The sequence below is a fragment of the Flavobacterium sp. Root901 genome, from assembly GCF_001429765.1.
Taxonomy (GTDB): Bacteria; Bacteroidota; Bacteroidia; order Flavobacteriales; family Flavobacteriaceae; genus Flavobacterium.
Genome location: NZ_LMJB01000001.1, coordinates 437706 through 451558, shown reverse-complemented (window position 1 = coordinate 451558; position 13853 = coordinate 437706). Strand labels below are relative to the sequence as shown.

The following is a 13853-nucleotide window of genomic DNA, read 5'->3' as shown; positions in this document are numbered from 1 at the left end:
TTATATTTTTTTGATACTGTAAAAGTATTGAATAATTGTAAAAGGGGAATCAGCAATAAAAGAATATTTCAACAGAAAAAAGTTTACCGTCTTTAAATTCTATTTTAAATTGACTGTCGTCCATTATAATAGAATAATTATGAGGTGATTTTATGGAAGCATCAATATAAGTTCCATATTTTTCAATGAAAGCTTTTTCTGATAGCGAATTATCTAAAACTGCGTTCGCATTAATAATAAATTTGTTGTTTTCATTAATAAAAACCTTGATAATTTCTGCCTGATTTTTCTTTTCGTTAACAGAAACCTCTAAATCCGGATAATAATAAAAAAGGTCGCTTAAATATAGTCCGCATTCATCGCTGACATTCGCTTTTTTTGAAGGTTTGCCAAAAGTGCTTAGTATATTTTTCTGGGTAGAATAAAGAGATTTTGTTTTCAATCCTTTTAGGCTAAACTCTGCCTTTTTGAAGAAAGCAATAATTTGTTCAGATGTTTTATGGCTTGCCAATCCTTTTGCAATAGCCATATTCAATTCAGTATCAGTAATAAGTTTAGGATCATTTAATTGCTTTACAACTTCATAATATCTTTGATAGGCGGGAGCAAGTTTAGAATTTTCGCTGTTCCATGCCAGCTCAACAATTCTTTCTCCAAGAGTTTTACGATCAGAAACTGCGTTTACATCCAGCTTGTCAAAATCTTTTAGAAGAGAATCAAAATCCGGTCTTTTGCCAATAAATTTTCGGAGCGTATATTGTGCATATTCCGGATCAAAACTACCATTTATATTAACCCATTCTTCCGGATTTTTAGGAAGATAATTAACAGTAACAGCATCTCCGGTAAAGAAGATTTCTTTTATTTTTGAATTTTTATCCGGTAATGCTCTTGCTTTCAGTCCGGCAGCCAAAACAAAAAGGTGATTTCCGCCGTTGTAATTATCTCCACCTTCAATTATAGGGTTTTCTTTATCTTTTATTTTTTCATCTTTGGCATTTAAACTTGAAGCAATAAATTTTCCCTGAATAAAGCCTTCATTTAAATTATCCGCTTTTACTTTATACCAGCCGTTTTTATTTTCGGATAATAACTGGACTTCTGCGCCGTATTTAAAGTATCCCAAAAAATCAGCAGAAGTACTGGCAGAGGTATAAAGCCTCGTGTCTGAGTTAACAAAGTAACGTTGTTGCGCATTTAATATAACTGTCAAAAATAGTGCAGTTAGAATATAGATTTTTTTCATAAATATTTTCATTTATTTTCAGGCGCAAATTTCATTATTTTTTTCTGTATTATTGCTAAAAAAAAAGTGAAAATTCTTGTTAAAAAAAACTAGCAGTCTGCCATGTTAACGGCAATTGCCAGACCGCCTTCTGACGTTTCCTTATATTTTGAATTCATATCTTTTGCCGTCTGCCACATTGTATTAATTACTTTATCTAGAGGCACTTTGGCATTTTTAGAATCGGTTTCAAGTGCCAGTTCTGCAGCATTTATGGCTTTTATGGCGCCCATCGTATTTCTTTCGATACACGGAATCTGAACCAAACCGCCAATTGGATCGCAGGTTAGTCCTAAATGATGTTCCATTGCAATTTCGGCAGCCATTAAAACCTGAGCCGGAGTACCGCCCATTAATTCACAAAGTGCCGCTGCAGCCATAGATGATGATACGCCAATTTCGGCCTGACAGCCGCCCATTGCAGCAGAAATTGTTGATCCTTTTTTAAAGATGCTTCCAATTTCTCCGGCAACCATTAAAAATTGTTTGATTTCTTTTTCTCCCGCATTATGGTTTTCAATAACCAGATAATACATTAAAACGGCCGGAATTACGCCTGCACTTCCATTGGTTGGGGCAGTTACAACACGGCCTAAAGAAGCATTTACTTCATTCACGGCAAGTGCAAAACAGCTGACCCATTTTAAAATCTGGCGAAATTTTACTTCCGTCTTTCTAATTTCTTCCAGCCAGGATTGCGGATCTGTATAATTTGATAAACCAATTAGATTTTGGTGCATATCGAAGGCACGTCTTCGGACATGCAAACCGCCCGGAAGAATCCCTTCTGAATGACAGCCAATGTACATGCATTCTAACATGGTTTTCCAAATACGCATTAATTCTGAATGAATTTCTTCTTCAGAGCGCATCGATTTTTCGTTTTCATAAACAATCTCTGAAATTGATTTGTTTTCTGAAACCGTATAATTTAAAAGCTCAACCGCATTTTGGACCGGGAAGGGAAAAGCACATTTGATTACTTCTTTAATTTTGGCATTTTCACGCTCTTCTTTTACAACAAAACCACCGCCAATAGAATAAAAAGTAGATTCATACTCAGAACCATCATTTTTATAAGCCGTGAATTTTAATCCATTTGCATGAAAAGGCAGAAAATCTTTATTGAATACAATGTCCTGAAGAAAATAAAACGGAATCTTGTATTGACCCGCAAGATTAATTTCGTTTGTATCTTCAATTGTTTTGATGATTCCCGCAATATTTTCGACCGGTATATATTCAGGATCCTGTCCGCTTAATCCAAGCATAACAGATAAATCGGTTGCATGGCCTTTTCCGGTTAAGGAAAGAGAGCCGTATAAATCGACTTTTACTCTTGTAACCTGATCTAAAATCGATTCGTTTTTTAACTCTTCTAAAAAACGTTCGGCGGCTCTCCACGGACCTAAAGTATGTGAGCTTGAAGGGCCAACGCCAATTTTAAGCATATCAAAAACAGAGATACATTCTTCCATTGTTCAAGTTTTGGTAAGACAAAGATAATTGAATAATGCAATGATGAATTAATTTTGAATGTTAATCTTGCATATTTGTTAAAAAAGGTATTAAATTTTAATAATTTGGCAACGAAATAAATTTAATTCCTTAATATGTGGTTTTCGTCAAAAGTTAACCTTTTTTAGGTATTTTTGTAAAGATGCAACTATCTTAATCTGCTGTTTCTTTTAATTATCTAAATGTGAATTAACCGAAGCTTCAGGTGATTTCGTTTTAATTCTAGCAATGTCTTTTTACGAAAATTTAGAATACCACAAAAAGATAAAATTACATTATGATAGAATTTTTCAAGCATTTTTTACACGAATTCGAACTGCCTCTTAACAATCCGGTATTAATTTTTTCTTTAATACTTTTCATTATCCTGCTGTCGCCTATTTTACTAAAAAAAATAAATATTCCCGGCATTATCGGATTAATTATTTCGGGAGTTATCATTGGGCCGCACGGATTAAATATTTTGGCAAAAAGCTCTGCAGTCGATTTATTTTCGACAATTGGACTTTTGTATATTATGTTTATTGCGGGTCTCGAATTGGATATGAATGAGTTTAAGGCAAATCGAAACAAGAGTTTATTGTTTGGATTTTTTACTTTTATTTTTCCGCTTTCCATAGGTTTTCCGGTTTGTTTTTATTTGCTGCAATACGATTTTAACGCCAGTTTTTTAACCGCAAGTATGTTTGCAACCCATACGCTGGTGGCATATCCAATTGTCAGCAAGCTTGGAATCGCAAAAAACCAGGCTGTTGCTATTACAGTTGGAGGAACAATTTTAACCGATACCGCAGTTTTGATCATTCTGGCCGTAATTATGGGAAGCAGCCAGGGAAATCTAAATCAGGCTTTTTGGATTAAACTGGGCGTTTCGCTGGCTATTTTCTCTGCCATCATGTTTTTATTGATCCCTAGAATTGCCAAATGGTTTTTCAAAAAACTGGAAAGTGAAAAACATGCCCATTATATTTTTGTTCTTTCTGTCGTTTTCTTTGCGGCGTTTTTGGCCGAAGCAGCAGGAGTTGAGCCTATTATTGGTGCCTTCGTTGCCGGTTTGGCATTAAATCCTTTAATCCCGCAGTCATCAGCTTTAATGAATAGAATTGAATTTATAGGGAATTCACTGTTTATTCCGTTTTTCCTTATTTCTGTTGGAATGCTTGTTGATATCAGCGTTATTTTGAGTGGTCCTACCGCTTTAATTGTGGCTGGAACTTTAAGTGTTGTGGCTATTTTTGGAAAATGGATTGCTGCCTTTTTCACACAAATTGTTTTTAAATACAGTAAAACCGAAAGACAGCTTATTTTTGGTTTGAGCAGTGCGCACGCTGCAGCAACTCTGGCGGTAATTTTAGTTGGGTTTAAGGCTAAAATTCTGGATGAGAATATCTTAAACGGAACTATTATCTTAATCCTGATTACTTGTATTGTAGCTTCTTTTGCAACTGAAAAAGCGGCAAAGAAAATTGCAATTTGTGAAGAAGAAATTTCACATGCCGATACGGGAAAAGATCAAATTTTAGACGAACATATTTTAATTCCGCTGGCCAAAACCTCTGCAGCAGCCAGTCTGCTGGATTTTGCTCTTTTAATAAAAGATAAGAAATCCTCCAATCCGGTAACGCTTTTAACTATCGTACCTAATAACGATCAGGCAGAAAAAAATATTTTAAAATACAGAAAAACGGTTGACAAGTTTGTTATTCAGGCTTCTGCTTCTGAAGTAAAAATAAATACTATTGCTAGAATTGATCATAATCCGGCGAGTGGAATTGCACGAACTTCCAAAGAAATAATGTCAGACATTGTAATTATTGGATGGCCGAAAAAAACAGGTTTCTTAGATAAAATCTTTGGAGAAAATGTGGATTCAATTATTAACAATGTAGATAAGAGTTTGTTTATCTGTAAATTTCATAGAAATTTTATTGAAGAAAAAAGACTCATATTTATTTGTCCGCCATTTTCTGAAAGAGGAATTGGATTTCAGCTTTTATTGCAGAAAATCTGCAGATTATCGCAGGAATTAAGTATTCCGATTGTGGTTCATGCCGAATATAAAACGCATCAGACCATTCAGCAGATTGCTAACAATCTTAAACTAAATGCCAAATTAAGTTTTAAAGCGGTTACGGAATGGGATGATTTTGAAGCCATTTCTGATGAAATTCGCCCGACGGATTTAATTGTTTTTAATTTATCCAGAAAAGGTTCTGTTTCTTATCATTCTATTTTTGACAGGCTGCCTCAGAAATTCGAAAAATTCTTCAGCGATAATAATATCATTTTGGTGTATCCGCAGGACGATCGCAAAATTACTTCGATGGATGCTTATGAAGATTTTACCGCCACGCCTTTAACCAAAAGTCTGGAAGCAATTGAGCAGATTGGCCGTGGTCTGGGAAGTATTTTGAAGAAAGGATAAAGAAAAAGTATTAAAGATGAATCATAATATTAAATCAATTCGTCCATTTATTGGTGCTGAAAATTTCGAAGTTTCGAGAAGTTTTTATCATGATTTAGGATTTGAAGAAGTTGTTTTAGAATCTAATTTTTCGGTTTTCAAATCAGGAGAAACCGCTTTTTATCTACAAGACTATTACGATAAAAACTGGATTGAAAATACCATGATTTTTGTTGAAGTTGATGATGCTGATCGTTATTACAATGAACTTTTAGCTTTAAACTTAACCGAAAAATATGGAGTGAAATTAACGCCAACCCGACATTTAGACTGGGGAAGCGAATGTTTTCTGCATGATCCTTCTGGTGTTTTATGGCATTTTGGAACGTTTAAAAAATAAGTTTGCCAAAATTGATATCACTTAAAAAAATTAGTGAAATTAGTGTAATTCCCGGCAAAAAAATCACAAGACAAAATTGTATAATAGATTTGTACTTTTCTCTCTTAGATACCAGTCATTAAAAACCAATTCTAATTTTTCAGCTTTAAATCCGCCAAAATTATAATCGCGAAACTGATCTGTAACCTGAATTAATTTTTCAGGATTTTGTAGTTTTTCCGTAAAACGCATTACAGTCGAATGCGCTGCTGCGATGGGATACCGACTGTCGATGCTTTGTTCTAAAGTTGAATTCCTGAAATTTTCCCGAAGCTTATTCCGTAAAATATTCAGAGTTTCATCTGATGGAAATCCCTGAATCATTACAGCAGAATTTGAAGCCGTTACACCTCGGAAATCAATTTTAATTTCTCCTAAATCTTCCATACTTTTTTTGATGACTTTGGCGTAATCTTCAACATTAATTTTTTCTAAACTAAAACCTTCATAACAAGAAATAATCGACATTACAGTTATGTGGATATCAGAATCCGGGTAATAATATTGAAAAGGTTCAGCACTTTTTAATTCCTTTAAAAAAAACTGAATTTCGGTTTTGATTTTTTCGCTGGGGCGGAGGAGAAGAGTAATGCCAAATCTCGAATCTGAAACGTCATTTATTTTGAAATCTAAATTATAATTTTCGTTTAAAATCCCTTCAGAAGAAGATTTATAAAGTTGATTGTAATGCTCGGTTAAATTCATTTACAATTATTTCTTTTTGGCTTTTTCCAGATTCTCTTTTACTCTGAATTTACGATTTTAGTAATTAAATCATACGGCATTTTTTCTTTCAAAGGAAACTGAACAGAACCTTTTCCTGATTTATATTTTGAAAGTTCTTCCTTAAAAGTTTCGTGTCCGCTTGGTAAAGCATATAATCCGATATGATTTTTAAATGCCGCAAAATAAACTACAATTCCGTTTTGCTCAAAAGCGGGCATCGAATAACTGATTTTTTCTTTGGCATCCGGCGCCGCTTTCTGAATCGTTATTCTGATTTTTTCTAAAATTTCCTGAACCTCATTTGGAAATCCGCCAATGTATTCGTCGATATTTTCGGGTTTTTTAATTTCCATGTTTTTTTTAGTTTTCAGTTTTCAGTCACAGTCTCAGTTTTCAGTCTCAGTTTTCAGTCACAGTCTCAGTTTGCAGTACTAGTAACTTTGTCAAAGTTTTCTGAGCATCGAGACTGAAAACTGAGACTGTGACTGAAAACTGAAAACTGAAAACTGAAAACTGAAAACTTCCTCCCTACGCCAATCCCTTTGGAAATCTATCTAAAACTAAATTCAGCTGCAGCTGATGTTCTAAATAAGCTTTTGCTCCGGCTAAAACCAGTGTAAAACCTTCAGTCGAATTACGAACCTGATCGATTATCTGGTCTGCGTCTCCTTTTAATCCTGAATTTATTATACTGACAAAAGTTTCATTTTCATTTAATGGAGTAAAAACCCATTCTACTAAGGTTGTTTCATCTGGATTTCCCCACTCAATAACAATCTTTTTATTTTCGTGTAAAACGTGCGTTGTAACCGTAAGCGAAAAACCGTAAATTTCCCAGGTCCATTCGGTTTTTTGGCCTTCTTCTAATTTTCCGGAACCCTTTGTAAACCAAAATTTATTAGTGATCTCCGGATCAATAAAAGCCTGAAAAACTTCTGAAACAGGTTTCCTAATCAGCATTTCGGCCTTTGCATATTTGTTGTTTTCTGTTTTCATGATTGATTTATAAATGTGAGAGGTAAAGTGAGTGTTTTTTTGACTTCTAATTTAAGAAAGAAATTTTAAAATAACGATAAGTAAAAAAATACATACAATTTTTTATCTCTATAGATTTATAATCTGAGATTTAAGTATTATTCCTTATAGCAGTTTCATAAAAAAACCGTTTAAAAAGGTTTGATATAAATAACTAAACTTTGTCCTTATCGATCCATTTTCCAACTGTTGGCGGAATGTAATTTTTCATTTTTTCCAATAAATCTTCGATGTTGTTGCTTACTAAAAGCATTTCTTTATTCGCATCTTTTAGTAAACCTTTCTCGACCATGACCTTAAGAAGTTCAATTAGCGCATCATAAAATCCGTTGATGTTTAAAATTCCGATTGGTTTTTTATGAAGGCCTAATTGCGCCCAGGTCAGCATTTCAAAAAGTTCTTCTAAAGTTCCAAAACCACCCGGAAGCGCAATTACACCATCACATAAATCACTCATTTTGGTTTTGCGTTCATGCATACTTTCAACCAAAATTAATTCGGTTAAACCCTTGTGCGCAATTTCTTTTGAACGTAAAAAATTGGGCAGAACACCAATTACAGTTCCGTTTTCGCTCAAAGCACCATCAGCGACAGCGCCCATTAAACCAACATTTGCGCCGCCATAAACTAAGCCAATATTTTGTTTTGCTAAAGTTTTTCCCAGAAGTTCGGCTTGTTCTTTATAGATTTCTTCGCTTCCAAAGCTCGATCCGCAGAAAACGGTTATTTTTTTCATAGAGTTTTTAATTTATGGATTATGGGTTACGACATAAGTTGCTATAACTTTGTAAAAGTTTAAACTTTGACAAAATTTCTGAGTGCCAAGACTGAAAACTGAGACTGCGACTAAAAACTCGTAACTATTTCGTAAGTTCATATTCAAAATGAGGTAAACTAACGCCATTGTGTGTAAAAACCAGCGTGTTAATCTTTTTTGCTCCTAGTTTTAAAACTGCTTTTTGCGAACGGAAATTTTCTGTTCCAATATGAAAAAGGATAGAATCGACGTGTTGAAAAGCATAATCAATCAATAGTTTTTTGGTTGAATTATTATAAGGTCCTCCCCAAAATTTTCTGGCAATAAAAGTGTATCCAATCCCAATACTTGATTTTTCGGCATTATAATCATAGTAACGTGTTGTTCCCATAATTTCGCTGGTCTGCTTGTCTAAAATTAAAAAAGAACCTTTTGAATTTATGGCTGCTTCAAAAAACGATTGAAAAACTTCTTTTTTATATCGGTCTTTCATTGGGTGCTGTTCCCAGATTAAAGGATCTGAAGCTATTTTGTATAATTCTTCAAAGTGGCTTTCTTGCAGCGGAATTAATTTTGTGATTTCATCTTCCAGAAAATCAGGCTGTAAATTGAAATATGATGTTGTCATTTTAGAATGTTTTTATTTGTACACACGAAACGTTTTCCATTTTAATTTCTTTTCCTGTTTTTTTAAGTAATCCTGTTTTAGGATTTCTTCTAAAAACAATAATATTTCCTGTAATCACATTGGATGCCACTAAAAAATTACCGGTTTCATCGATCGCAAAAATTCTCGGATGTTTTCCTAAAGTCGATTGATAACCAATGTTTTTTAATAATCCATTTTCATCAACAGAAAATATGGCAATATTATTTTCTTTGCCGCGATTCGCCGCATATAGAAATTTTCCGTCCGGAGAAATATGAATGTCAGAACTTTCAAAACCTTCTTTTGTTTTATCCGGATGCGTCGCAATGCGCTGGATTTTATTTAAAGTGCCATTTTCATAATTGTAAACACTTATTTGTCCTGCCATTTCTTCAATACAATAACCAAATTTCTGATTGGGATGAAAAGTAAAATGTCTCGGTCCGGCTTCTAAATCGGTTTTTGTAAATGGAATTTTCGCTTCCGTCAGCGGTTGTTTTTGATTTTCATCAAAAGCATAGCAGCGTATTTTATCGGCGCCTAAATCCGGTAAAAATAAATAGTCGAATTGCGGAGAAAATACCGCCGAATGCACATGGGATTTTGTCTGTCTTTCTTTATGAGTGCTTCCGTCTGTATAGTGAAAATTCTGGGCAATCGAATCAATTTTTCCATTTTCCAAGAGAGGATAAACCGAAACACTTCCTTCTGTATAATTGGCATTGGCGAGCCATTTTCCGCTTTTATGAACAGAAACATACACGGGGTTTTCGCCGCCGCTTCTCTGGCTGTTTAAAAAAGTCAGGCTTTTATTTTCAGGATTAAATTCAAAACTGCTTACACTTCCGGCATTTGGTGTTTTGGTATCTGTGCAGGCATAAACATATTTTCCGTTTGGAGAAACAGTTAAATATGATGGATTTATAATGTTTTTTGCTGAGGTTATTTTGTTCAGTTTTCCACTAACTGTATCCAGTTGATAAACCTGAATTGCTTCTGCCGATTTATCCCGGTTATATGATCCCAAAAAAACGTAAGTATTTTGGGCAAAACCATTTAATACAAGGAAAAGCGTTATGATTAAGAAGTTTATTTTTTGTTTCATTTTTAATTTTAGATTAGAAATTCACAATTAATCGTTTAATTAACTCCTTTCCACCATTGTTTAAATTCCTGTTTTTCGTTTTTCAGTTCGACTAATTCTCCAATCATTGGAGTTATTAATGGAATTGGGTCTGCTGATTGAGCATTCAATTCTGTCACTTTTATTAAAGGTTCATCCCAGGGATGCAAAGCCAGTGCAAACTTAGAAGAATGTACCGGAAAAACTCTCTTTGCTTTTAAATCCTGCATTGCTTTTATAACATCTTCGGGCATATTGTGAATGTATTTCCAGTTTTTATTGTACTGTCCATTATCGAGCAAAGCAATATCAAAAGGGCCAAATTTCTCGCCAATTTCTGCAAAATGTCTGTCATAACCGCTGTCTCCGCCCAAATACATTTTGAAATCTTTAGTTTCAAGAACAAAAGAAGTCCAAAGCGTGTTGCAGCGTTTAAAACTGCGGCCGGAAAAATGTCTGGACGGCGTTGTATAAAGCGTCAGGTTTTCCTCTAATTCTATTTTTTCATGCCAGTCTTTTTCAATAATATTTTCTTTTGGAAATCCCCAGAATTCAAAATGAGAACCAACACCAAGAGCTGTAATTATTTTTTTGGTTTTCGGTTTTAATTTAAGAATGGTTTTATAATCTAAATGGTCGTAATGATCGTGTGTAATCAGTAAATAATCAATTTCGGGAAGATCATCGACAGTATAAATATCTGTTCCTTTAAACGATTTTGTGGTGCCCGCAATAGGAGAAGCGTTACCGCTAAAAACCGGATCGATTAAAAACCGTTTTCCTTCAAGCTGAATAAAATAAGAGGAATGTCCAAACCAAACCAAAGCATCCTGATTAATAGGAAGTTCGAGTAAATTGGTTTTTATGGAAGGAATTAAATCCGTTGGAATTTTTCTGTCTACTTTTTTGAAAAAGAATTCAAACAAAACGCCAATAAAACTAGCTCCTTCGGCAAGATCTGGTGTGAAAGTCTGATTTTCAAATTTTCCGTTTTTATATTGCGGCGATTTTTCGATCAAGGCTAATCTTTCACCGGAAGGTTTTTTTCCGAATTTTGGATGCTGTAAAAAAATGTAAACGATAAGAACTATTACTAATACTACAATTAAGGATGTGATCATTTTTATTTTGAGGGATATAGATTTTGGGTATATTCTATCGAAAGCGAAATTATTTTTTTTAATATTTCGGTATCAATATCAGCTAATTTCGTGATGTAAATACATGCTTTTGAAACTTTGTGTTTTCCTAGTTTTGAAAAAAGTTCTTCTCTTTGTTCTTCGGGTAAATAGAAATAAACGGTCGTAGCCGCTTTTCTGGGAGAAAATGCCGCCAGCGGTGCGTCGCCTTCATGTCCGGTTGCATATTTATAATGATAACTTCCAAAACCAATAATGGATGGTCCCCACATTTTTGGTTTTAAACCGGTAGTTTCGGTCATTATTTTTACCAGTTCAAAGGCATCGTTTCTTTTTGCTTCGCTGTCTACAGTATTTATAAAATCAGTAACACTGTTTTCAGTTTCTGTGGTTTTATTCTTTGCCATTTTTTTTATTTTTGATGTACTAAATCACTTTTCAGCAGAATATTTTTAATCTTAAATTCAGAAGCATAGAATAAATCACGATTTTCATTCATCTGATTTTCTAAAACAACTAAAGTGACGCCGCTTTGAGGAAAATATAAATTTACTGAAGAAAATCCGTCGCCTAAACCGGTGTGCCCAATATAGTTGACGGCTTCATTTTCAATAATTTTAATTCCGTACCCATATCCTTCTGCTGCTTTTCCAAAGAAATCGTGCTGCGCAGAAATAGTATATTTCAACATCAATTTATAGGTTTCCGGTTTTAGAATTTTTCCTTTGTGAAGATTATTATTCCAGATCGATAAATCATTTACAGTAGAAACAATTCCATCAGCACCTAAACTTTGTGGAGTAATTTGGGTAGAAGTTACAGGTTCCGGAACATTTTTTACATTGTAATATCCCGTTGCCAGATTTTGAATTTTATCTTTAGAATAACAAAATGTATTATTCATTTTAAGTTTCTTAAACAACGCATTGGCAATTTCCGTATAATTTTTTTGAGTGCTGTGTTCCACAATTTTTTCAACAAGGCTAAAACTTAAATTCCCGTATCTAAATTCGGTTCCGGGTTTAAAGGCCAGCGGTTTTTGTAAATCAATAATGCCGTGTGAATGATTCAACAGCTGATGAACCGTAACAGAATCTGCCCAGGATTGTGTTAATTCCGGAAGATATTTTTTTATTGGGGCATTCAAATCGACTTTATCTTTTTCAACTTCCAATAAAAGCAGCACTGCAGCAATTAGTTTGCTGTTTGACATAATTTCAAATTGAGAGTTTATAGTTAAAGGTTTTTTAGTTTCAAAATTGGCAAATCCTTTCGCTTTAGAATACAATGTTTTTCCATTTTTTGAAATTAAAACCACGCCATTAAAAACCGGATTTGTACTATTTTCAATAACGCTGTCAATTTGAGCACTATAATCATCTTTCTTTTGTGCCGATGAATTGCAGTTTGCTAATAGAGATATAAAAAGTAAAATAGCAGGGATTTTGTGTTTAAAGTTCATTTTTTTTTTTTCAGTTTTCAGTCTCAGTTTTCAGTCTCAGTTTTCAGTCTCAGTTTTCAATCTCAGTTTTCGGTATTACTCACTTTGTCAAAGTTTAAAACTTTGACAAAGTTTCTGAACACTGAGACTGAAAACTGCGACTGGAACTCATAAATTTATAATTCACCATTACTAATTAATTCAAAACATTCCATTTTCGTTTATTGTTTCACCCGGAACTGGCTGCCCTAAGTCCCAAAGTTCAATGATTTTATCTGCTTTGAATTTTAAAATATGAACAACTGCAAAACCTATATCTGCTGGCGTTTGCTTTAAATGCGAATGTACGGCAACCAGATTGTCATCTTCTAAAATATGGTGAATGGTAAAAATTTTGTTTGGATTTTTTCTTGAAGATTCTTCCATTGCCAGCATTAAAGTATCGGCATCTCCTTTAAAATGAGCATTATGATGTTTGAAATTTTTACCCATATACAATCGGAACGCTTCGTGCGAATGCCCGCTTGCAGCAAGTTTTAAGAAGTTTTGGGCAATTTCTTTCTTAGTCATAATTTAAAGGATTAAAGAGAAACTAAGTTATGAAATTTCAAAGTAGATTTTTAATAAAAAAAGCCTGAAAATTTATAAATCTTCAGGCTTAATTTGAGATATGTCGATACCAAGTTTAGTGAATTCTTTTTCTCCTAAATCGGTAATATAAAAGTGTTTATCATTTGGATTTTTTTTAGCAATCCATCCTTTTTCAGCAAATGTAATGGCGAGTAATTGACCGAGTTTTCCGCCAATATGTTCGTAACATGTTTTTGCAGGTTTTTGCTTTGGCGGTTTCTCGTTCATTTTGCTAAATTTAAATTATTCTGTTTTACTCTGTCTTTTGCAAACCAGCTTCAAAGCCAGATAAGCTGTCGGAATATAAGCAAAAACCAAATCTACAAACGTAAACCACATTGGCGATGGAAGAGAGCAGACCATAACGATTCCGCAAAGCAGGAAAAAAGCACCAATAAGCAGTGCCAGTTTCTTTTTATGATTAATAGCAATTAAAGCCGTTATAACCGCACCAACAAAAGTTCCGACGGCATGAGCCAGAAATGGAAAAAGATAATGTTTTGCTTCGTACAAATGCATTGTGTTTTGAAGTCCTTCCATTGTTGTATTATCAACTCCTTCAGGAAGCGGAATAATAGATTCGCTTATGGTAATTATACTCATATTAACCAGACTTCCAACAATAATTCCGGCAATTACGGCTAAAGTATTCCTTAAAACAGGATTCATAATTTTAAAATTTTTAATCTTACGAATATAGGAAAATT

At 33.9% G+C, this 13853-nt stretch carries 16 protein-coding genes; 2 read left to right on the top strand and 14 right to left on the bottom strand.

Annotation, left to right across the window (positions count from 1 at the left end; translation table 11 throughout):
* Positions 1-49 precede the first annotated feature (49 nt).
* A complete protein-coding gene (locus ASE21_RS01745) occupies positions 50-1246 on the bottom strand; it encodes an SH3 domain-containing protein (protein ID WP_057120833.1) in 1197 nt (398 codons plus the stop codon).
* 89 nt (positions 1247-1335) lie between these two features.
* On the bottom strand, positions 1336-2763 hold the full coding sequence (locus ASE21_RS01740; RefSeq protein ID WP_057120832.1) for an L-serine ammonia-lyase: 1428 nt from the start codon (positions 2761-2763) through the stop codon (positions 1336-1338).
* A 317-nt stretch (positions 2764-3080) separates the two neighbouring features.
* On the opposite strand from ASE21_RS01740, the gene ASE21_RS01735 reads away from it, so the two are divergent.
* Both ASE21_RS01735 and ASE21_RS01730 read left to right on the top strand, forming a co-directional pair.
* A complete protein-coding gene (locus ASE21_RS01735) occupies positions 3081-5228 on the top strand; it encodes a cation:proton antiporter (protein WP_057120831.1) in 2148 nt (715 codons plus the stop codon).
* A 16-nt stretch (positions 5229-5244) separates the two neighbouring features.
* Entirely contained in the window at positions 5245-5607 is a 363-nt protein-coding gene (locus ASE21_RS01730; RefSeq protein WP_057120830.1) for a VOC family protein, read from the top strand.
* 63 nt (positions 5608-5670) lie between these two features.
* Here ASE21_RS01730 and ASE21_RS01725 read toward each other — a convergent pair whose 3' ends face one another.
* The 12 genes from ASE21_RS01725 to ASE21_RS01670 all read right to left on the bottom strand — a co-directional run bounded on the left by ASE21_RS01725 (position 5671) and on the right by ASE21_RS01670 (position 13815).
* Positions 5671-6351 (bottom strand): hypothetical protein, encoded by a 681-nt coding sequence (locus ASE21_RS01725; RefSeq protein WP_057120829.1) that lies wholly within the window; start codon positions 6349-6351, stop codon positions 5671-5673.
* A 38-nt stretch (positions 6352-6389) separates the two neighbouring features.
* Entirely contained in the window at positions 6390-6725 is a 336-nt protein-coding gene (locus ASE21_RS01720) for an iron chaperone (RefSeq protein ID WP_128414643.1), read from the bottom strand.
* 175 nt (positions 6726-6900) lie between these two features.
* Positions 6901-7368, bottom strand: coding sequence for an SRPBCC family protein (locus ASE21_RS01715; protein WP_057120828.1), 468 nt, complete (start codon positions 7366-7368; stop codon positions 6901-6903).
* Positions 7369-7561: 193 nt separating this feature from the next.
* Entirely contained in the window at positions 7562-8143 is a 582-nt protein-coding gene (locus tag ASE21_RS01710) for a TIGR00730 family Rossman fold protein (protein ID WP_057120827.1), read from the bottom strand.
* Positions 8144-8267: 124 nt separating this feature from the next.
* On the bottom strand, positions 8268-8792 hold the full coding sequence (locus ASE21_RS01705) for a GNAT family N-acetyltransferase (protein ID WP_057120826.1): 525 nt from the start codon (positions 8790-8792) through the stop codon (positions 8268-8270).
* A 1-nt stretch (position 8793) separates the two neighbouring features.
* Positions 8794-9918 (bottom strand): lactonase family protein, encoded by a 1125-nt coding sequence (locus ASE21_RS01700; protein ID WP_057120825.1) that lies wholly within the window; start codon positions 9916-9918, stop codon positions 8794-8796.
* A 35-nt stretch (positions 9919-9953) separates the two neighbouring features.
* On the bottom strand, positions 9954-11057 hold the full coding sequence (locus tag ASE21_RS01695; RefSeq protein ID WP_057120824.1) for an MBL fold metallo-hydrolase: 1104 nt from the start codon (positions 11055-11057) through the stop codon (positions 9954-9956).
* A gap of 2 nt (positions 11058-11059) precedes the next feature.
* Positions 11060-11482, bottom strand: coding sequence for a DUF1801 domain-containing protein (locus ASE21_RS01690; RefSeq protein ID WP_057120823.1), 423 nt, complete (start codon positions 11480-11482; stop codon positions 11060-11062).
* 5 nt (positions 11483-11487) lie between these two features.
* On the bottom strand, positions 11488-12537 hold the full coding sequence (locus ASE21_RS01685) for a serine hydrolase domain-containing protein (protein ID WP_057120822.1): 1050 nt from the start codon (positions 12535-12537) through the stop codon (positions 11488-11490).
* Positions 12538-12717: 180 nt separating this feature from the next.
* A complete protein-coding gene (locus ASE21_RS01680) occupies positions 12718-13086 on the bottom strand; it encodes a nuclear transport factor 2 family protein (RefSeq protein ID WP_057120821.1) in 369 nt (122 codons plus the stop codon).
* A 72-nt stretch (positions 13087-13158) separates the two neighbouring features.
* A complete protein-coding gene (locus ASE21_RS01675; RefSeq protein ID WP_057120820.1) occupies positions 13159-13374 on the bottom strand; it encodes a hypothetical protein in 216 nt (71 codons plus the stop codon).
* A 15-nt stretch (positions 13375-13389) separates the two neighbouring features.
* Complete coding sequence (locus ASE21_RS01670; RefSeq protein ID WP_057120819.1) at positions 13390-13815, bottom strand: hypothetical protein; 426 nt, start codon at positions 13813-13815, stop codon at positions 13390-13392.
* Between the last annotated feature and the right edge of the window lie 38 nt (positions 13816-13853).